Origin of the sequence: Pseudomonas sp. O230, from assembly GCF_045447035.1 — a bacterium.
Lineage (GTDB): Bacteria > Pseudomonadota > Gammaproteobacteria > Pseudomonadales > Pseudomonadaceae > Aquipseudomonas.
In genome coordinates this window covers 137,757-157,100 of sequence record NZ_JBJGXN010000009.1, presented here as the reverse complement: position 1 = coordinate 157,100, position 19,344 = coordinate 137,757, and the positions used below count along the sequence as shown (strand labels likewise).

At 57.4% G+C, this 19,344-nt stretch carries 16 protein-coding genes; 6 read left to right on the top strand and 10 right to left on the bottom strand.

The window, feature by feature from the left end; translation table 11 throughout:
* Window positions 1-24 precede the first annotated feature (24 nt).
* The 3 genes from ACI77H_RS20480 to ACI77H_RS20470 form a co-directional block, all read right to left on the bottom strand.
* On the bottom strand, window positions 25-1,728 hold the full coding sequence (locus ACI77H_RS20480; RefSeq protein WP_407013545.1) for an ATP-binding cassette domain-containing protein: 1,704 nt from the start codon (window positions 1,726-1,728) through the stop codon (window positions 25-27).
* Between the two features lie 26 nt (window positions 1,729-1,754).
* Entirely contained in the window at window positions 1,755-2,942 is a 1,188-nt protein-coding gene (locus tag ACI77H_RS20475) for a YcaO-like family protein (protein ID WP_407013544.1), read from the bottom strand.
* Window positions 2,943-3,668: 726 nt separating this feature from the next.
* On the bottom strand, window positions 3,669-4,022 hold the full coding sequence (locus tag ACI77H_RS20470; protein WP_407013543.1) for a hypothetical protein: 354 nt from the start codon (window positions 4,020-4,022) through the stop codon (window positions 3,669-3,671).
* Window positions 4,023-4,525: 503 nt separating this feature from the next.
* Between ACI77H_RS20470 and ACI77H_RS20465 the strand changes: the two genes are divergently transcribed.
* Window positions 4,526-9,430, top strand: coding sequence for an NAD-glutamate dehydrogenase (locus ACI77H_RS20465; protein WP_407013542.1), 4,905 nt, complete (start codon window positions 4,526-4,528; stop codon window positions 9,428-9,430).
* A gap of 183 nt (window positions 9,431-9,613) precedes the next feature.
* On the opposite strand, the gene ACI77H_RS20460 is transcribed toward ACI77H_RS20465, so the two are convergent.
* From ACI77H_RS20460 to ACI77H_RS20445, 4 genes are all read right to left on the bottom strand, one after another.
* A complete protein-coding gene (locus ACI77H_RS20460; RefSeq protein ID WP_407013541.1) occupies window positions 9,614-10,324 on the bottom strand; it encodes an ATPase in 711 nt (236 codons plus the stop codon).
* 226 nt (window positions 10,325-10,550) lie between these two features.
* Window positions 10,551-10,961, bottom strand: coding sequence for a cupin domain-containing protein (locus ACI77H_RS20455; protein WP_407013540.1), 411 nt, complete (start codon window positions 10,959-10,961; stop codon window positions 10,551-10,553).
* A 218-nt stretch (window positions 10,962-11,179) separates the two neighbouring features.
* Entirely contained in the window at window positions 11,180-11,473 is a 294-nt protein-coding gene (locus ACI77H_RS20450) for a putative quinol monooxygenase (protein ID WP_407013539.1), read from the bottom strand.
* A 123-nt stretch (window positions 11,474-11,596) separates the two neighbouring features.
* Entirely contained in the window at window positions 11,597-13,030 is a 1,434-nt protein-coding gene (locus ACI77H_RS20445) for a PLP-dependent aminotransferase family protein (protein ID WP_407013538.1), read from the bottom strand.
* 202 nt (window positions 13,031-13,232) lie between these two features.
* Here ACI77H_RS20445 and ACI77H_RS20440 point away from each other — a divergent pair, with 202 nt between their 5' ends.
* From ACI77H_RS20440 to ACI77H_RS20430, 3 genes are all read left to right on the top strand, one after another.
* Window positions 13,233-13,673, top strand: coding sequence for a carboxymuconolactone decarboxylase family protein (locus ACI77H_RS20440; RefSeq protein ID WP_407013537.1), 441 nt, complete (start codon window positions 13,233-13,235; stop codon window positions 13,671-13,673).
* 75 nt (window positions 13,674-13,748) lie between these two features.
* On the top strand, window positions 13,749-14,729 hold the full coding sequence (locus tag ACI77H_RS20435) for a LysR substrate-binding domain-containing protein (protein ID WP_407013536.1): 981 nt from the start codon (window positions 13,749-13,751) through the stop codon (window positions 14,727-14,729).
* A gap of 91 nt (window positions 14,730-14,820) precedes the next feature.
* Entirely contained in the window at window positions 14,821-15,342 is a 522-nt protein-coding gene (locus ACI77H_RS20430; RefSeq protein ID WP_407013535.1) for a GNAT family N-acetyltransferase, read from the top strand.
* Window position 15,343: 1 nt separating this feature from the next.
* Here ACI77H_RS20430 and ACI77H_RS20425 read toward each other — a convergent pair whose 3' ends face one another.
* On the bottom strand, window positions 15,344-16,036 hold the full coding sequence (locus ACI77H_RS20425; RefSeq protein WP_407013534.1) for an aspartate/glutamate racemase family protein: 693 nt from the start codon (window positions 16,034-16,036) through the stop codon (window positions 15,344-15,346).
* Window positions 16,037-16,114: 78 nt separating this feature from the next.
* Here ACI77H_RS20425 and ACI77H_RS20420 point away from each other — a divergent pair, with 78 nt between their 5' ends.
* Window positions 16,115-16,882 carry a helix-turn-helix domain-containing protein gene (locus ACI77H_RS20420; RefSeq protein WP_407013533.1) on the top strand — a complete coding sequence of 256 codons (768 nt, stop codon included), beginning with the start codon at window positions 16,115-16,117 and terminating at the stop codon, window positions 16,880-16,882.
* A gap of 70 nt (window positions 16,883-16,952) precedes the next feature.
* A complete protein-coding gene (locus ACI77H_RS20415; RefSeq protein ID WP_407013532.1) occupies window positions 16,953-17,447 on the top strand; it encodes a hypothetical protein in 495 nt (164 codons plus the stop codon).
* A gap of 130 nt (window positions 17,448-17,577) precedes the next feature.
* Here the strand turns inward: ACI77H_RS20415 and ACI77H_RS20410 are convergent, their stop codons facing one another.
* Window positions 17,578-17,799 (bottom strand): cbb3-type cytochrome c oxidase subunit 3, encoded by a 222-nt coding sequence (locus ACI77H_RS20410; RefSeq protein WP_407013531.1) that lies wholly within the window; start codon window positions 17,797-17,799, stop codon window positions 17,578-17,580.
* A gap of 15 nt (window positions 17,800-17,814) precedes the next feature.
* On the bottom strand, window positions 17,815-19,242 hold the full coding sequence (gene ccoN / locus ACI77H_RS20405) for a cytochrome-c oxidase, cbb3-type subunit I (protein WP_407013530.1): 1,428 nt from the start codon (window positions 19,240-19,242) through the stop codon (window positions 17,815-17,817).
* Between the last annotated feature and the right edge of the window lie 102 nt (window positions 19,243-19,344).

Genomic DNA, 19,344 nt, shown 5'->3' with positions numbered 1-19,344 from the left:
GAAATGGTGATGATCCTTCTGGTACTACTCAACTGATTGGAGGTCACTCAGTAGCAGCCTGACTGCTGTCCTGTTAACCAAATCGCACCACGGACCATCGTCAATGATCGCGCCGTTTTGCATGACGATGATTCGGTCGAAGCGGTGCAGGTGACTTACATCATGCGTCACACAAATCAGTCCACGGCCGGCAAAAGTGTCAAATAGCAGGTCCCAGACCGGGGAGGCCAGCTTTGGTTCGATTGATGCGCTTGGCTCGTCGAACAGATTAAATCGACCCGGCCTATTGATCAGGCGCAGCAGTGACAGGCGTTTAGCTTCGCCACCTGAAATGTTGGATGCGCTTTCAGTGATATTTCGATGGCAAACAATATCTTCAAGGTTAAGTCGCTGTATTGCCTGGTTCAGATGTGGCGAGGGAGCAATTCCGAACAGAACCGAGCTTTCAAAAGTACCCTCCAAAAACTGTGGGGACTGAGGGCAATACCTGAGGATGTTCAAATGAGCTTGGGCGCTCAATCTTGAAATCGGTATGCAGTCGATGCTCAACTGACTTCTCAGAGGAGCATTCAACCCGGCTAATGCTTCCAGAAATGTCGATTTACCCGCGCCACTGGGGCCGGTGATTGCGATCGATTGACCTTGGGTGAACGTAATGGAGTCCTCTATAGACAGGCGAGTTATCCCGTTGTCGATCACAACGCAAGGCTCGAGAACCAGTATCGATTCATGTCCGGGCTTGATTTCGGCTTGTCGATTGTCGTCAAAGTTCGGCAATGACAAAAGCTGTTGGAGCCGACGCTGGTCAGCGAGAAACTGATCAAGTATCCGATAGCCCTCGGTCAGCGCAGTGATATTGAGCAAAAAACTTCCTGCAATGGAGAAAATGGCAACCATTTGTCCAATGCTGATGCTTGGCTCGTTCGCCAACTGATCGAGAACTCCCCAAGTGAGTAATCCTCCCGTAGAAAAGCTTACAAACAAAATTTTTGCCCCGCTCAAAACGCCACCGGAACTGGCCACGGTGATCGCGGCCTTGGCGTAGAGCTTGAACGCAAGGTTCAACGGTTGCGTTGCCGTGAACTCGGCCCCTTCCAGTTTTATCGATTTGCCCGTGTTCATGGTGCTGAAGAGGAGGGCGCTGAGTTCATCCTCTTGCTCGTTGACTGCATCAATATGTTTTCTGCGCCATCTAATGATTCGGTGGGCGACTAACAGATAGACGATACCAAGGCTGGTCACCACAAAGAAAATGCCAGTGCCGCCCATGTATATAAAAGCGCTTCCAACGATCAGGAATTCCAGGCAAAGCGGGAATCCAATGGTGACGAAGAACGTTAGCAATTGCTCGTGTGCAGTAATCCCACGCTCCACCGATTTTATAAAGTGACCGATGCGCCACGAACTGAACTGCAGAAACTCTTTGCGCATCAGCTGTGCAACCCAGTGAATGGACGCATTCAACACTACTTGCTGTACAAGTTTGGATAGAAAGAAAATTTGCAACGGGTTAATGATCGCTTGTATGCACCCAGCCAAGGTGAAGCCCGCAGTTAGAAATAGTAGGGTGTTGAGCGCTGCCTGATTATTGTCATTCAGAGTGTCAATCACTTTTCCTAATAACAGAGGTGGTGCTAGAGCAATAATTTTTAACGTTATTATTGTGGTGATCGTTGATATCAGTAATATCGCATGTTTTTTACAGGCTGTTCTAATGAGGGTCTGCATTGGGAGCCTATTGCTGTCAGCAAGAGTTAAACAGTTTTTGACGCTTGGCGCAGGATTCGTTGCGGAGCAACAAGATACCCATTTCTAATTAGGTTGAAGCGCTCAAGGCCTGGAACGTAAGACTGACATACGATGCCGTCATCGGAGTATTGAGCAACGACTCTGAAGTAAATAGCTCTGCGAGTAGTTAGCAGAATGTTTTCTAATAATCCCAACTGTGCTGGGACGCTTTTTGCAAAATCTTCTCGTGACAAGTCAAGTGTCGGAAGACTCAAGTTTTTTACAGGCTTGAAGTCTATAAGGGATTTCAGCATGTTTGAGCCTGCTAGAAAATCAAGTGATTTTCTATCAGTCGCCTCTTGCGTATCGTCATACAGTTCATTGACTTGAAATTGCTCCGTTACTGCTCTTTGGATAGCAATGCAAATATCCAACGAACAGCCTGAGCCGATAGCTGATAAATGGAGATGCCCAGGGCCCGCTTTCGGTAGCGCAACAGAAAAATAAACATTCATCACATCCTTTATGATGATGATCTGTAGCTTGTCTGCAAGCGCTAGGGCATAAGAATTGTCCTGGAGCGATTTGGTAAGCAAGGCTTTAGAGGGCGTATATAGTTTCATGGCAGGGCCAATCGCACAGACTGCCATAAAAAAGCGGGAGAGAATGTGTCTTTCGATGACCTCGTGCGTTCCGTGAAGCAATGCCTCTGCTTTGGTGCAACCAAAGGCAATCCCCGAGTTGGAAGAGTAGCGAGACAGAAATTGCATGCCTGCACTTGCGCTGGTCAATGAGTCAGTCGCCACCTTCGGACAAAGAAGAATGCTTGGAACAAAAAGCTCTTTCGTTTCATCGAGTGTTGTGAGCCTCAAGCATTCCATTGATCCTGATGAGCACAGCAGGTTCGTGAAAAAGCCATCGTGTTCGGCAGCTTTCTGAGTGGCGATAAATTCGCAGGGCTGAATGCTCAAGTCATCTGTGTTGAACGGGAAAGTGCTGAAGTGTTCGATGCTCTCGGCTAGAGCTCCGATGAGCGAGTCGGGACCTTTTCCTGCACCGGATTCTATGAAATTGTTGTTTTTGTCAAAAAGTTTTGCTGTGGCTACAAGCTTGTTGCAATCAGTGTGGTGTGTGACGACATTAAAATTTAATGAGTCAATGATTTTTTGAATTTTCGATAATGCTGTCGCAGGATTGAGTTCACGCTCAGACATAAATAGCCTCGCAAGGTTTCAGAATGCCGAAAGGGCCCTTTCGGCATTTTACTGATGTGTTATCAGCGTGTTTCAGTTGGTCAGCGAGGCAAAGAAGTTTGCTTCAGTTGCCAGGAAGCCATATGACGTGCTCATTGCTTGCGGCAAGTCATCCCAGGGGGTTATCTCGGTGCGTTTTTTACCCATGACGTTAACTCCTTTTTATCAATGGAGCGGTACTTGTCAGTAAGTGCCGCGCTTGCGAAATTTGTTTTCGCAAGTGACTTATTAATAACAGCAAGGACTTTGCGCTTCAATTGCGTAGTGCCGCGAAATATCCTATGCGCTTGTAAGGTTGTTCTTACATGTGGGTGGGATGGATGTCGGAGAATTTGCGATTCTGTTGTAGTTTGCTTATTTCCCCCAGTCCTTCAATAGCTTGCGATGTTTAAAGGTCTCGCCGAATGCTGAGTTTTCGGACTGGGAATTTGTTCGTCGTTATCACGGTCGGCACATAACAGGGCTTGGAATGCTGTTGATGTCGAGCAAAAACCGAAGGAATCGGCTTTGCTACGATGTCAGGGCGATATCGGTGACGCCGTCGTGGGCAGGCTTACTCCAACAAGTATTGAATCGCACACCCATCTGCCGGCGAAATGGTTGGAGATTTGTGAGGCGCACAGGCTGATGATGTTCTTTCGGACCTCCTCGCGATGAGGTCGGTCCAATCACTCGAGATTCTGAGGGTTAAAGCTCGCTGACGTAGGTGCCAGTGCCCTTGAGAATGTTCTGCAACGTTTCTTCAACCTCCGCCAAATCACTCGCATCCGTGCTGTGAATGATTTCCAGCGAATCATCCCCATTCAACGCATCCGTATCCGCCGCCGCAATCTCGATCAGCAAACGGGTAGGGCTGAGCGTCACTTTCACGCCGTCCAGCGTCGAAGGCTCGCCATCAAGGGTGATCTCCAGCTCGTCCTCGTCCGGGTAGCGGCTCATCAGGAACATTTCACCCTGTTCGCTGTGGCAGGCGAGCATGGCCATGTTGTCTTCTTCCTCGTCACACGGGTTGACGATCAACAGGGAGGTGGTCATTTGCATGAGGAAAATCCTGGCTCGGCGAGCGTTGTGAACACAACAAAAGGCGATTCTGCCAGCCCTCGGGAATTTCTGCTTGGCTGATTGTCAGAGAATGTGTCGTGAGCATTCGGGGCGCTACTGGTCATTTCTGGTACGAAGGTGCCGTAAATCCGGGCATAAAGCGCCCAATTTCCTACACGACTGCTAGTGTTGTCCGATGCGCAAGGCGCGCGCTGCGTGCCGATGACCGAATATGTCGCAGCGCTGCAAGCACGGGCCTTGCCGCACTGGTTAAGCTGCGCATCGAATGGATACCTGTAAAGACATTGTGCAATTGATCGCAGAGTCGTTTTTGCAGATGCCCATTCATGGAAGGTGAATGTGACCTGAGTGTCTCGTCCAGCTTCACCCACCTGTCACCCTGTTTCCTCTGCCCGAGAATCAGGAACAGGGTGACGGATCGCCCCGAAAGGGGTTTGCACGCGACGCTTCCATCAATAACAAGCCCAAGCGGAGTACCACAGATGGCGTTCTTCACCGCAGCCAGCAAAGCCGACTTCCAGCACCAACTGCAAGCGGCACTGGCGCAGCACATCAGTGAACAGGCACTGCCACAAGTGGCGCTGTTCGCTGAACAATTCTTCGGCATCATTTCCCTTGACGAGCTGACCCAGCGTCGGCTGTCCGACCTCGCTGGCTGCACCCTTTCAGCGTGGCGCCTGCTTGAGCGCTTCGATCACGCGCAACCGCAGGTTCGCGTCTACAACCCTGATTACGAACGCCACGGCTGGCAGTCGACCCATACCGCGGTCGAAGTGCTGCACCACGACCTGCCATTCCTGGTGGACTCGGTGCGCACCGAGCTGAACCGTCGCGGCTACAGCATTCATACCCTGCAAACCACTGTGCTGAGCGTGCGTCGCGGCAGCAAAGGCGAGTTGCTGGAAATCCTGCCAAAAGGCACTCAGGGCGAAGGGATCCTGCAAGAATCCCTGATGTACCTGGAAATTGACCGTTGCGCGAACACTGCTGAACTGAATGTTCTGAGCAAAGAACTGGAACAGGTTCTCGGTGAAGTCCGCGTCGCGGTCGCCGATTTCGAGCCGATGAAAACCAAGGTCCAGGAAATCCTGACCGGTCTGGACAACAGCAAGTTTGCTGTCGACAGCGAAGAAAAAGCCGAAATCAAAAGTTTCCTGGAATGGCTGGTGGGCAACCACTTCACCTTCCTCGGCTACGAAGAGTTCGTGGTTCAGGATGAAGTCGATGGCGGCCATATCGTCTACGACCAGAATTCCTTCCTCGGCCTGACCAAACTGCTGCGCACCGGCCTGACCTACGATGACCTGCGCATCGAAGACTACGCCGTGAACTACCTGCGCGAACCGACCCTGCTGTCGTTCGCCAAGGCTGCGCACCCAAGCCGTGTACACCGTCCGGCTTACCCGGACTACGTGTCGATCCGCGAGATCGACGCCGACGGCAAGGTCATCAAGGAATGCCGCTTCATGGGCCTGTACACCTCTTCGGTGTATGGCGAGAGCGTGCGGGTCATCCCGTACATCCGCCGCAAGGTCGAGGAAATCGAACGCCGTTCCGGCTTCCAGGCCAAGGCTCACTTGGGCAAGGAACTGGCGCAGGTGGTTGAAGTACTGCCGCGTGATGACCTGTTCCAGACCCCGGTCGACGAACTGTTCAGCACCGTGATGTCGATCGTGCAGATCCAGGAACGCAACAAGATTCGCGTGTTCCTGCGCAAAGACCCGTACGGCCGTTTCTGCTACTGCCTGGCTTACGTGCCGCGTGACATCTACTCCACCGAAGTGCGCCAGAAGATCCAGCAAGTGCTGATGGATCGCCTGAAAGCCTCGGACTGCGAGTTCTGGACCTTCTTCTCCGAGTCCGTACTGGCCCGCGTGCAATTGATCCTGCGTGTCGATCCGAAGAACCGTCTGGACATCGACCCGGTCCTGCTGGAAAAAGAAGTGGTACAAGCCTGCCGCAGCTGGCAGGACGACTACGCCAGCCTGGTCGTGGAAAGCTTCGGTGAAGCACACGGCACCAACGTGCTGGCGGACTTCCCGAAAGGCTTCCCGGCCGGTTACCGCGAGCGCTTCGCTGCGCATTCGGCTGTGGTCGACATGCAGCATCTGCTGAACCTGAACGAAAAAAATCCTCTGGTGATGAGCTTCTATCAGCCACTGGGTCAGGTCTCCGGCCAGCGCGAGTTGCACTGCAAGCTGTATCACGCCGATACCCCGCTGGCCCTGTCCGACGTGTTGCCGATCCTGGAAAACCTCGGCCTGCGCGTGCTGGGTGAATTCCCTTATCGCCTGCGTCACAACAACGGCCGCGAGTTCTGGATTCACGATTTCGCGTTCACCGCCGCTGAAGGCCTGGAACTCGACATCCAGCAACTCAACGACACCCTGCAGGACGCCTTCGTCCACATCGTGCGTGGCGATGCCGAGAACGATGCGTTCAACCGTCTGGTGCTGACCGCCGGCCTGCCATGGCGCGATGTGGCGCTGCTGCGTGCCTACGCTCGCTACATGAAGCAGATTCGTCTGGGCTTCGACCTCGGCTATATCGCCAGCACCCTGAACAACCACACCGACATCGCTCGCGAGTTGACCCGGTTGTTCAAGACCCGTTTCTACCTGGCGCGCAAGCTGACCAGCGACGACCTGGAAGACAAGCAGCAACGTCTGGAACAAGCCATCGTCAGCGCACTGGACGACGTCCAGGTGTTGAACGAAGACCGCATCCTGCGTCGCTACCTCGACCTGATCAAGGCGACCTTACGGACCAACTTCTACCAGACCGATGCCAACGGTCAGAACAAGTCCTACTTCAGCTTCAAGTTCAACCCGCATCAGATTCCAGAGCTGCCGAAGCCGGTTCCGAAGTTCGAAATCTTCGTTTACTCGCCTCGCGTCGAAGGCGTGCACCTGCGCTTCGGCAATGTCGCTCGTGGCGGTCTGCGCTGGTCTGACCGTGAAGAAGACTTCCGTACCGAAGTCCTGGGCCTGGTAAAAGCCCAGCAAGTGAAGAACTCGGTCATCGTGCCCGTCGGCGCGAAGGGCGGCTTCCTGCCGCGTCGCCTGCCACTGGGCGGCAGCCGTGACGAGATCGCGGCCGAGGGCATCGCTTGCTACCGCATCTTCATTTCGGGCCTGTTGGACATCACCGACAACCTGAAAGACGGCGCACTGGTGCCGCCGGCCAACGTCGTGCGTCATGACGACGATGACCCGTACCTGGTGGTCGCTGCGGACAAGGGCACTGCAACCTTCTCCGACATCGCCAACGGCATCGCCATCGACTACGGTTTCTGGCTGGGTGACGCGTTCGCGTCCGGCGGTTCTGCCGGTTACGACCACAAGAAAATGGGCATCACCGCCAAAGGCGCGTGGGTTGGCGTGCAACGCCACTTCCGCGAGCGCGGCATCAATGTTCAGGAAGACAGCATCACCGTGGTCGGCGTCGGCGACATGGCCGGTGACGTGTTCGGTAACGGCTTGTTGATGTCCGACAAGCTGCAACTGGTCGCTGCCTTCAACCACCTGCACATCTTCATCGATCCGAATCCTGAACCGGCGAACAGCTTCGTCGAGCGTCAGCGCCTGTTCGATCTGCCACGTTCGGCATGGTCGGATTACGACACCAGCATCATGTCCGAAGGCGGCGGGATCTTCTCCCGCAGCGCGAAAAGCATCGCGATTTCCCCGCAGATGAAAGAGCGTTTCGCCATTCAGGCCGACAAGCTGACCCCGACCGAACTGCTCAATGCCTTGCTCAAGGCGCCGGTCGACCTGTTGTGGAACGGTGGCATCGGCACCTACGTCAAGGCCAGCAGCGAAAGCCATGCCGACGTCGGCGACAAGGCCAACGATGCACTGCGCGTGAACGGCAACGAACTGCGCTGCAAAGTCGTGGGCGAGGGCGGTAACCTCGGCATGACCCAACTGGGGCGTGTCGAATTCGGTCTCAATGGCGGCGGTTCCAACACCGACTTCATCGACAACGCCGGTGGTGTGGACTGCTCCGACCACGAAGTGAACATCAAGATCCTGCTGAACGAAGTGGTTCAGGCCGGTGACATGACCGACAAGCAACGTAACCAGTTGCTGGCGAGCATGACCGACGAAGTCGGCAACCTGGTGCTGGGCAACAACTACAAGCAGACTCAAGCGCTGTCCCTGGCGGCACGCCGTGCTTTCGTGCGGATTGCCGAATACAAGCGTCTGATGAACGATCTGGAAGGCCGCGGCAAGCTGGATCGCGCCATCGAGTTCCTGCCGTCGGAAGAAGCGATCAACGAACGCCTCGCGGAAGGCCACGGCCTGACCCGTGCCGAGCTGTCGGTGCTGATCTCCTACAGCAAGATCGACCTCAAGGCGCAGTTGCTGGACTCCCGAGTGCCGGACGACGACTACCTGACGCGCGACATGGAAACCGCTTTCCCGCCAAGCCTGGTGAGCAAGTTCTCCGAAGCCATGCGCCGTCACCGTCTGAAGCGTGAGATCGTCAGCACCCAGATCGCCAACGATCTGGTCAACCACATGGGCATCACCTTCGTTCAACGACTCAAAGAGTCGACCGGCATGAGCCCGGCGAACGTGGCCGGTGCTTACGTGATCGTGCGTGACATCTTCCATCTCCCGCACTGGTTCCGTCAGATCGAAGCCCTGGACTACCAGGTATCCGCTGACGTGCAACTGGAGCTGATGGACGAGCTGATGCGTCTGGGCCGTCGCGCTACGCGCTGGTTCCTGCGTGCCCGTCGCAACGAGCAGAACGCTGCCCGTGACGTCGCGCATTTCGGTCCGCATCTGAAGGAGTTGGGTCTCAAGCTCGACGAACTGCTGAGTGGCGAGATCCACGAGAACTGGCAGGCCCGCTACGAGGCGTATGTCGAAGCCGGTGTGCCGGAGTTGCTCGCACGCATGGTGGCTGGCACGTCGCACCTGTACACGCTGCTGCCGATCATCGAGGCCTCCGACGTGACCGGCCAGAACCCTGCGGACGTGGCCAAGGCCTACTTCGCCGTGGGCAGTGCGCTGGACATCACCTGGTACCTGCAACAGATCAGCGCTCTGCCGGTTGAAAACAACTGGCAAGCCCTGGCCCGTGAAGCGTTCCGCGATGACGTCGACTGGCAGCAACGTGCAATTACCATCTCGGTCCTGCAACAGGGCGACGGCTCTCAGGATGTGGAAACACGCCTGGCGCTGTGGATGGAAGAGCACGTAGGCATGATCGAACGCTGGCGCGCCATGCTGGTGGAAATCCGTGCGGCGAGCGGCACTGACTACGCGATGTATGCGGTAGCCAACCGTGAGTTGCTGGATCTGGCATTGAGCGGGCAAGCGGTAGTGCCTGCTACTGCCACCACCGCCAGTGCAGAACTGGAGCCGGCGGCCTGATCAGTCGCTGAATGAAAAGCCCCGCATTGAAAGATGCGGGGTTTTTTTTGCCTGGGTTTTTTGGTTTTTGGTCGGGCCTCATCGCGGGCAAGCCCGGCTCCCACAGGTTTTGTGTCGTGTGATGTTATGTGTCCAACACAAGTCCTGTGGGAGCCGGGCTTGCCCGCGATGGGGTCATTGGTTTCAATACAACTGCCTGTCTGTTTTATTATCAATCATCGACACTTTATCTGTCGGCCCAGTCAATAAATTACTGAGCGATTGGTCGAACTTCTGCAATGCCCGAACTTGCACGTTCTGCTGTTCATTAATATCTGCAACGATCTCTTCGCTGCGTTTATAGTCCGCCCACACCGGGCTCAATGCTTTGGCATCATGCCCTTGCGCAGTCCCGATGTAATTGAAGTTGGCATCATAAAAGTCCGCACTCACATCGGCCTTGATATCCGAACTGCGCGAGGTGATCAATTGGCTGCGGGTGTCGACAATGGCGACCACATCCGGTTTCGCCGACTTGAGGCTTTGCAGGTCCGGGTACACCGTCACAGAGCCGAACTGACGTTGCAACGAGGCCTTGACCCAATCCACCGCCAGATCGGGTTTGGAGGTGGCGACGTAGGCATCATGAATCGGTTGCACCAGCAGGCTCTGGCCAAAACCGGTACCGGCATTGGCCTGATAGTCCTGCAGGTAAGCGCGATTGGTCTGTGTGTTGCGGCTGTAGACGATGCCCAGCGAGACCTCGCCGCCGCTGGCGACATGGCTGGCGCTGCTGCGCCCGACGGGCGCGCTGAAGAGACCGTCGAGTGAAGAAACCGCCGTCGGCGCAGTGGGAATTGAACAGCCGGTTAAAGCAGTGACGATCGTCAAGGTGCTGGCAAGTGCAAGTTTCATGGGTGTTTCTCCAGTGAAATAACTTGAGTTTTAAAGTTGAAGTGGCCGATATCGGCAGTCACTTCAGACTAAACCTGTAACGGCTCAATGAAATAGCCAATTCATGCACTTGTCAGGTGGCCGATAGTATTGTTTGGTTTAAAACTTGCCGGCTAATTGCGTCGGGCAATAAAAAGGCCCGAACTTGCGATTCGGGCCTGATTATTTATGGCTGTAGGTTCAGCCATCAGTTTTCCAAGGGGATCAACACTTTCTCGTCGGGCGACAACACCATGAACACCAGGAGTTTGGCAGGCTTGGTCGCACTGGCATTTTTCGACACCAGATGTTCCGAGCCGGCGGGCTCGTACCAGTATTCGCCGGCCTTGTAGGTGATCGCTTTGCCGCCTTTCACCTGGGAAATGATCGTGCCCGAAATCACGTAGGCCATTGCCGTGCCTTCGTGCTTGTGGGCGATGGAGGACTGGCCCGGCTTGTAATCGACTTCGATCATCAGCGCCTTTTTGCCAGGGACGTTCTTCAGTGCTTCATCTTGCAGAATCGTGACTTTTTCTGAAGGGCCGTGGGCGAATGCCGAGGCAGAAACACTTAAGGCGAGGACAGCAAGCGGGGCGGCCAGTAAACGCAAAACTTTCATGATTCATCACCTGCGGTGGTTAGTTGTCAGAAACAACGTTAATCCGCCAGTGAGCGCAATCAAACAGCCAATTCAGCAGAAGGCGAGGGGACCAATCAGGATTTGCGCAAGGCCAGGCAAAACCTGTAGGAGCCGGTTTGTCGGCGATCGCATCACTGTGGTGCATCAGGTACACCAAGGTGATCCGATCGCCAGCAAACCGGCACCTACAGAGGTATTCAATGGATCGGAAAGCTGTTGAAGTCGACGGCGTTGGCCAGTCGACTGTCGATCAGACCGATAAAGCCTTGTACTTCAGGGCAGTTGAAATGCATCTGCATGGCCGCTTCCGATTGCCAGCGGGCGCTGACGTTCCAGCGGTTGCTGTCCTCGGGGCAGCGGTCGACCATATAGGAATCGCAGCCCGGTTGTTTGCGCAGGGTTTCGACAATCTTTTGCAGTTGCTTACCCAGCTCATCCGAGCGGCCGGCGGCGGCCTGCACCTTTACGGTGTTGATCACTTCGTTGGACATTGCTCACACTCCTGAATCAGGCCGGACGAATCCTGCTCATTGAGGGATAACGCTTATGCAGGATAGGCCCGCACTTACGGACCGCCAATAGCCAATCGCCGGATAAAAACCCAGTCCAATCGGTCAGGCGACCTGCTGCAAAATGTCCCGCAAGCGATCCAGCGCGGTGTCGATATCCAGGGTTTCGATGGCGCCAAATCCCATGAGAAGCCCTGCCTGTGGCGCGTGCTGGTAGAAAAACGCGTCGATGGAATACAACCCGACTTCGACCTTTTTCGCCAGTTCGATCAGCAGTGGCATATCGATAGGCACTTTGCACATAAGCACCATATGGAAACCCGCCGTGCTCGGGATCGCTTCGAACCAGGGTGACAGGTAGCCCGCGATGCGCGTGAGGATGCGTTCGCGCCGCCCGGCGTAAATCGTATGACAGCGCCGAATGTGCTTGAGCAGGCAGCCTTCGGCGATGAATTTGGCCAGCGCCCATTGTGGAAGGGTGGAGGTGTGCAGGTCGGTGAGCTGCTTGGCGCGGATCACCGCTTCGAGAATTGCTGGCGGCAAGATCGCATAGCCGAGGCGCAGTTCTGGCAGCAGGGTTTTTGAAAAGGTGCCGACGTAAGCGACGATCCCGCGTTCATCCATGCTTTGCAGCGAGTCGGTGGGCCGGCCTTCGTAGCGGAACTCGCTGTCGTAATCGTCCTCGATAATGATCGCGCCCAGCTCGTAGGCGCGTTCCAGCAGCGCCACCCGTCGTGCATGGCTCATCGGCATGCCGAGCGGGAACTGGTGGGAGGGTGTGACGTAAATCAGACGGGTGCCAAGGGGGATTTTGTCGACTTGAATGCCTTCAGCATCGACCGGCACGCCGATCACCGTGGCGCCGTGGCTGCCGAACAGCAGGCGCGCGGGCGGGTAGCCAGGGTCTTCCATGGCGACGATGCTGCCGGGGCGGGTCATCACGCGGGAGATCAGGTCCAGCGCCTGTTGCGCGCCGTTGCACACCACCACGTCTTCGTCCTGGCAATTTACCCCACGGGAAAATGCGATATGCCTGGCGATCGCGTTGCGCAGTGCCGGAAGACCTTCGGGCAGGCTGTAGAAACCCTTTGAGCCGGTCATCTGGCGCAAGGCGTGAGAGGTGCAGCGCCGCCAATCGTCCTGCGGGAACTGGCCCTTGCTGGTGGCGCCACCGATGAAGTCATAACGCAGCGAACCTTCCAGCGTCGGGTGACGCAAAAACACCGGCAAATTGCGCCATGACTCGATGACCTCGGCGCTCGCCAACTGCGAATGGCTTTGCTTGGGCAGCGCTTTTGCAGCCCGGGCATTGACGTAGGTGCCTTTGCCGATCACCCCGGTCAGGAAGTTTTCATACGTCAGTTGCGCATAGGTGTCGGAAATGGTCTTGCGCGAGATGCCCAGCTGTTCGGCCAGCAGACGGCTGGGCGGCAGTTGCGTCCCGGCTGCCAGACGGCCGGATTCGATGGCGCTGCGCAGTTGGTTGTACAACTGGCCTGCCAGGTCCTTGCGGCCGTTGATGACAACATGAAGTTCCATACCGACGGGGCTCCTGGGCGGTTGAGGCGCGTGTGCGTCGCGCCAGATTACCCGCAAGCGCCGACGTGCAGAAGTTGCGTGGGGGAAAAAACGCGGATTGGCCTGCTTCAGGGTGGTCCACCGGTATTTCGCGCAATTGGATCTGTAACGCTGACGCATCCGCGCTTACCGTGAAAGCATCTATCGATCCACGAGGCACGCCATGACTTCCCGTCTGGATTACTACAGCGCGTCGCCCAAGGCGATGAAAGCCATGATTGCCATGGAGGCGCTGACCAGCAACCTGAGCATCGCGCCGGCGCTGCTGCACCTGGTCAAGATCCGCGCCTCGCAGCTCAATGGCTGCGCCTTCTGCACCGACATGCACTCGGTGGACGCACGGCGCCTGGGCGAGACCGACCGGCGTCTGTATTCGATTGTGGTCTGGCGTGACAGCGGTTTCTTCAACCCGCGAGAGCGTGCGGCACTGGCCTGGACCGAAGCGGTCACCTTGCTCTCGCAAAGCCATGTCCCGGATGACGTCTACGCCCAGGCCCGGGAACAGTTCAGCGAGAACGAGATGGTCGACCTGACCATCGCCGTCACCACCATCAACAGCTGGAATCGCCTGGCGGTCAGTTTTCGTCAAACCCCCAGCGAGTGATGACGCTGTCACATCAGGTTCATGAACGTTGCGCAGGATGAGGTCTCCAATAGACAGATCGACAGGGAGTCATCGATGTCATTCATGGAAACCACTGGGCGCCAACGCCCTGACGAATACCGTTCACCTGTAGACACCCCGTCATCCTGGCGCGCGCAGGTCGCCGCGCTCGACCCGCAACTGGCGCAAGCGTTTACGGTCAGTGCCCGCTGCGGTTGTTTCATGCAGGCTTCGCGCAGTCTCAACATCAAGGCGACTTTGCTGCGCAAGCAGTTGGCGCAACTCGAAGCGCAACTGCAGTGTTCGCTGTTCAGCCATGGCGACAATAGCGTCACCCTCAGTCGTGAAGGCTTGCAGCTTCAGGCGCAGTTGATTGCCTTGGCCCATGAACGTGATTTGCCAGTGATCGAACAACCCTTGGTGCGCCTGGCCGTCGCCGAATCTATCTTGCATGACATTCTTGGTCGCGACCTGGTGGCCTTGCTGCGACGCAACGCCAGCGTGCGCCTGGAGATCATTTCCCTCGACAGCGAACTGGCCCTGCGCGCCGTCAGCGCCGATGTCGTGGTGTGGCTGGGCGGCACCGATTCGTCGCTGCCGGGGCCGAGTTTTGCCGTCGGCGAGCCCCGACGCCTGGCGCGGCTTGACTACCTGCCGCACATTGCCAAGCGTTATTCGCGCACCGCGTCGCGCCCGGACAGCCTCGATGACCTCGCCGATTTCCTGCTGGTGCAATGGCAGCCTCACCTTCAGGTCGAGAGCTTTGTGCCGTGGAATGCGCTGGTGGATCAGCGCCTGGCCGGGGTGGTGCAGTTGCATGCCTATGAGCTGATGCTGGAGATGATTCGTTGCAGCGCCTGCATCGGTTTGCTGCCCGGCTACATGAGCCGTTTCGACCGTGGCCTCATTGCACTGCCCGGGTTGTTTGGCCAGCCGATGCAGCGTCAGGTGTGGATGGCGGTGAATGCGCAGTCGCAGGATGCGGCGCAGGTGCAGATGATCGTCGAACTGATCCAGAACACTTTCGAAGAGCGCCGGGAGTGGTTTGAAGCCTGAGCACTATCAACTGAAGGAGCGAGCTTCTCGCCATGTTTGAAGTCGGCGTTGTAGAGTGAGCGGCCATGTCTGTCTCAAGGATGAATCACCCATGTCCGTCACTGACGCTGTTATTACCCTCGAACGCTTCAACGAATCCCACCTCGAAGGCATTACCGCGCTTTACAACGAGCCGGCGGTTACCCGGCAAGTGCTGCAAATGCCGTTTCAGTCCATCGAGGTCTGGCGCAAACGCCTGGCGTCGGACAACGAACGCGAAATCAAACTGGTGGCGCTGCATCAGGGCCAGGTGATCGGCAGCATTGGCCTGGAGCAGTTTTCGCGGATCCGTCGCAGTCATGCCGGCAGCTTCGGTATGGGCGTTTTATCGGCGTGGCAGGGCAAGGGCGTTGGTTCGAAGTTGCTGGCCACCGCGCTGGACATCGCCGACAACTGGATGAATCTGCAACGGGTCGAGCTGTCGGTGTACGCCGACAACGAAGCGGCTATCGGTCTGTACCGCAAGTTTGGCTTTGAAACCGAAGGCCTGTTTCGCGACTACGCCGTGCGTGACGGGAGGCTGGTGGACACCTTGAGCATGGCGCGTCTGCGGCGCACGCCCAAGGTCGGTTGATTCACTCGCCCAATGCGAACGCCACCGCCGTCTGCGCATGCAGTTCGGTGGTGTCGAGCAGGGGCAGGGCGCTGTGCTCGGGTTTGATCAGCAGGCCGATTTCGGTGCAGCCGAGAATGATGACCTGGGCGCCACGCTGACCCAGGGATTCGATCACCTGCTGATAAACCCGGCGTGACGCCTCGCTGATCACCCCGACGCACAACTCGTCATAGATGATCCGGTGCACGGCTTGACGCTCTTCGGCATCCGGCACCAGCACGGTCAGCCCCATCGACGTCAGGCGTTCCTTGAGGAAGTCCTGTTCCATGGTGAACGCTGTCCCCAGCAACCCGACGTTCCGCGCACCGGCATCGACCGCCGCCTGTCCGGCCGGATCGGCGATGTGCAGGAACGGAATACTGATCGCCGCCTGAATCTGCCCGGCGACCTTGTGCATGGTGTTGGTGCACAGCACTACGCAATCGGCGCCGCCAGCTTCCAGCCGCCGCGCGGCATCCACCAGAATCAACGCCGCATCGTCCCAGCGACCGGCATGCTGCGCCTGTTCGACAGGCCCGAAGTCGACGCTGTACATTAGCAATTTTGCTGAACGCAACGGCCCGAGTTGGTCGCGTACCTGCTGGTTGATGAGACGGTAATACTCGGCGCTGGACTCCCAGCTCATGCCGCCGATAAGGCCGATGGTGCGCATGGTGTGCTCCTGTTGATGGCAACCCTTTGTGTAGGAGTATCCCGTGGCGCTTCGCGGCTTTCTATCAGGAAATTTCACATGCTGAGCCAACGCTTGTCGGGCGCTAAAGTCAGCCTGCAACTCCTGCCCCGTGCCGCTTACAGCGCACGCGATCCGGCGCAGTCGCCAACCCTTGGGGTGACGCTGGAACGCCAGCAGGGCGTGCACGCGATTGACTCGGATCGGCGGGTGGATTTCGATACGCTACCCGGTGTTCTGGCGTATACGCCGGTAGGCGTCGAAGTGTTTTCCGAATCGGCCAGCGGCGGCGAATATTTGCTGATGCAGCTGGACGCATCGTTCGCCGAGGAGCATTTGCCCGCCGTCGGCCACCGCGTGCAGTCTTGTGGCAATCGACGGGCGCTGAGCCTGGCGCGCGAAGCGCGGCGGTTGTTACTGGCGCCACACCCCGACCTGCTGGCACTGGAGCAATGTGCCCTGGGATTCGTGGCGTTGGCGCAACCGCAAATCGAAAGGGCTCACCGGCCGGCACCCGTGGCCCTCGCCAAAGTGCTGGACCTGATCGCCGAACAATTCCATCAGCCCCTCACGTTGCAACAACTGGCGGCAGCCTACGGCCAGAACGAGCTGCGCTTTCTCCGCGACTTTTCTCGCGCCATCGGCCTCACACCGCACGCTTATCTCGTTGAAGTGCGACTCCAGGCCGCACGGCGGATGATCGAGCACACCGGGTTGAGCCTGGCGGAAATCGCCCTCGATGCCGGTTTCTCCCACCAGTCGCACATGGGCAGCGCCTTCCGCAAATTCCTCGCCATGACCCCCAGTCAATACCGCTCACGCTTTTAGTCGTACGCCCGCCGCGCGCATCTGCCATGCTCAAAGTCCGCAGCACTGCTTCAACCAAAGGAACACCGCAATGGACGACGTACAGCAACTGGGCGAGATGCTTCGCCACTACGCAGACAGCGAAGCGCACAAAAAACAACTGTTCGAGTCGCAATCGGCCGTGTGGACGACGCGCATTGGCGAGCTGTTCGATCAGATCCAGCAATGGCTGGAGCCGGTCCAGGCGCCGAACCTGCTGGAAGTCAGCCGTGAGGCGTATGTCGCCTCGGGGCCTAGCGTTCCGGTCGAGACATCGACGTTCAAGACCGAGAAACTAGGCATCGTGATCGCCGGTAAACCCGTGGAGTTCGTGCCGGACGTGATGGGCACCGGAGGGCAGATTTCTCTGGCGGTGATGGGCCTGACGGCTGCGCGGTACGGCAGTATTTCGCTGGTGTGCCTGCCGCCGTCCGACAACTGGCAGTGGCGCAAGACCAATGGTTTGAAAGACCCGGACACCTTCGCCTTCGATGCGAATTTTCTGGCGCAGCAGTTGCAGAGCCTGATCCCCCGCGATCGGGGTTGAATTCTCTGAGGCTGACACATAACCCTGTGGGAGCGGGCTTGCCCGCGATGACGGCATCACATTCAACACACTCGTTGACTGACATTCCGCTATCGCGGGCAAGCCCGCTCCCACAGTGATGGGCGGTGATTCAGATTTCGAAGTTTATCCATCCCGGTTTCGGCTCTTCCGGCGCCACCGCTTTCACCACTTTCCCCGTCGCCAATTCCACCCGCCGCGCCACCTCCGGGTCATCGGCAAACGGGATCAGACTCGCGTCCTCCAGACTCTGCTCCGTCTGCTGCTTCAGGCAGTACTCGACCGCCAGCCAAAGCCCCGCCACGCCCAAGCCATTCAACACTGTCTCGATCATCTCAAGTTCCTCGCCTCAGGCAATCTGCGCTTCACGTTCAGCCATCGCCACGTCGGAGACCCGCACGGTGCGCCAGGCGTTGTACGCCATCAGCAGCATGCCGCTGAGGAAGAACACGCCGCCGGCAAACCGCACCACAAACCCCGGATGGCTGGCCTGCAGGGCCTCGACGAAGGAGTAGGTCAGCGTGCCGTCGTCGTTGATCGCGCGCCACATCAGGCCCTGGGTGATGCCGTTGACCCACATCGAGGCGATGTACAGCACTGTGCCGATGGTCGCCAGCCAGAAATGCAGGTTGATCAGCGGCGTGCTGTACATCTGTTCGCGGCCAAAGACTTTCGGAATCATGTGGTAGACCGCGCCGAAGGTGATCATCGCCACCCAGCCGAGCGCGCCGGCGTGCACGTGGCCGATGGTCCAGTCCGTGTAGTGGGAGAGGGCGTTGACGGTTTTGATCGCCATCATCGGCCCCTCGAAGGTCGACATGCCGTAGAAGGCCAGCGACAGCACCAGAAAGCGCAAAATCGGATCGGTGCGCAACTTATGCCAGGCGCCCGAGAGCGTCATCATCCCGTTGATCATGCCGCCCCAACTCGGCGCCAGCAGGATCAGCGACATCGCCATGCCGAGCGACTGCGCCCAGTCCGGCAACGCGGTGTAGTGCAAATGGTGCGGGCCGGCCCAGATGTACAGGGTGATCAGGGCCCAGAAATGCACGATGGACAAGCGATAGGAGTACACCGGCCGCCCGACCTGTTTCGGCACGAAGTAATACATCATCCCGAGGAACCCGGTGGTCAGGAAGAAACCCACCGCGTTGTGCCCGTACCACCACTGCACCATGGCGTCGGTGGCGCCGGAATACACCGGATAGGATTTGAACCAGTCCACCGGAATCGACAAGTGATTGACCACGTGCAACATGGCGATCACCACGATGAACGCGCCGAAAAACCAGTTGCCGACGTAAATATGTCGGGTCTTGCGTCGCACCACCGTTGTGAAAAACACCACGGCGTATGCGACCCAGACCACGGTCATCCACACTGCACCGGAGAATTCGATCTCGGCGTATTCCTTGGTGGTGGTGTAGCCCAGCGGCAGGGTGATCAGCATCACCACGATCACCGATTGCCAACCCCAGAAAGTGAATGCGGCGAGGGTGTCCGAGTACAGCCGTACCTGGCAGGTACGCTGCACCGCGTAATAACTGGCGGCGAACTGGGCGCTGCCGGCAAAGCCGAAAATCACCAGGCTGGTGTGCAGCGGACGCAAACGCCCGAACGAGGTCCACGGCAGGTCGAGGTTCATCTCGGGCCACACCAGTTGGGAGGCGATCCACACCCCCATCGCCATCCCCACGACGCCCCAGAAAATGGTCGCCACGACGAATTGGCGGACGACCTTGTAGTTATAGGCCTGTCCGATTATTGCTGTGCTCATGGTCAATGCTTCCACGGTTGCAAAGTCTTGCCAGGCCACCCGGACTGGCATGCAACCCACTGTAGAAACCCGCGCGTAAACAAAACAGACTCAGAAAAACCG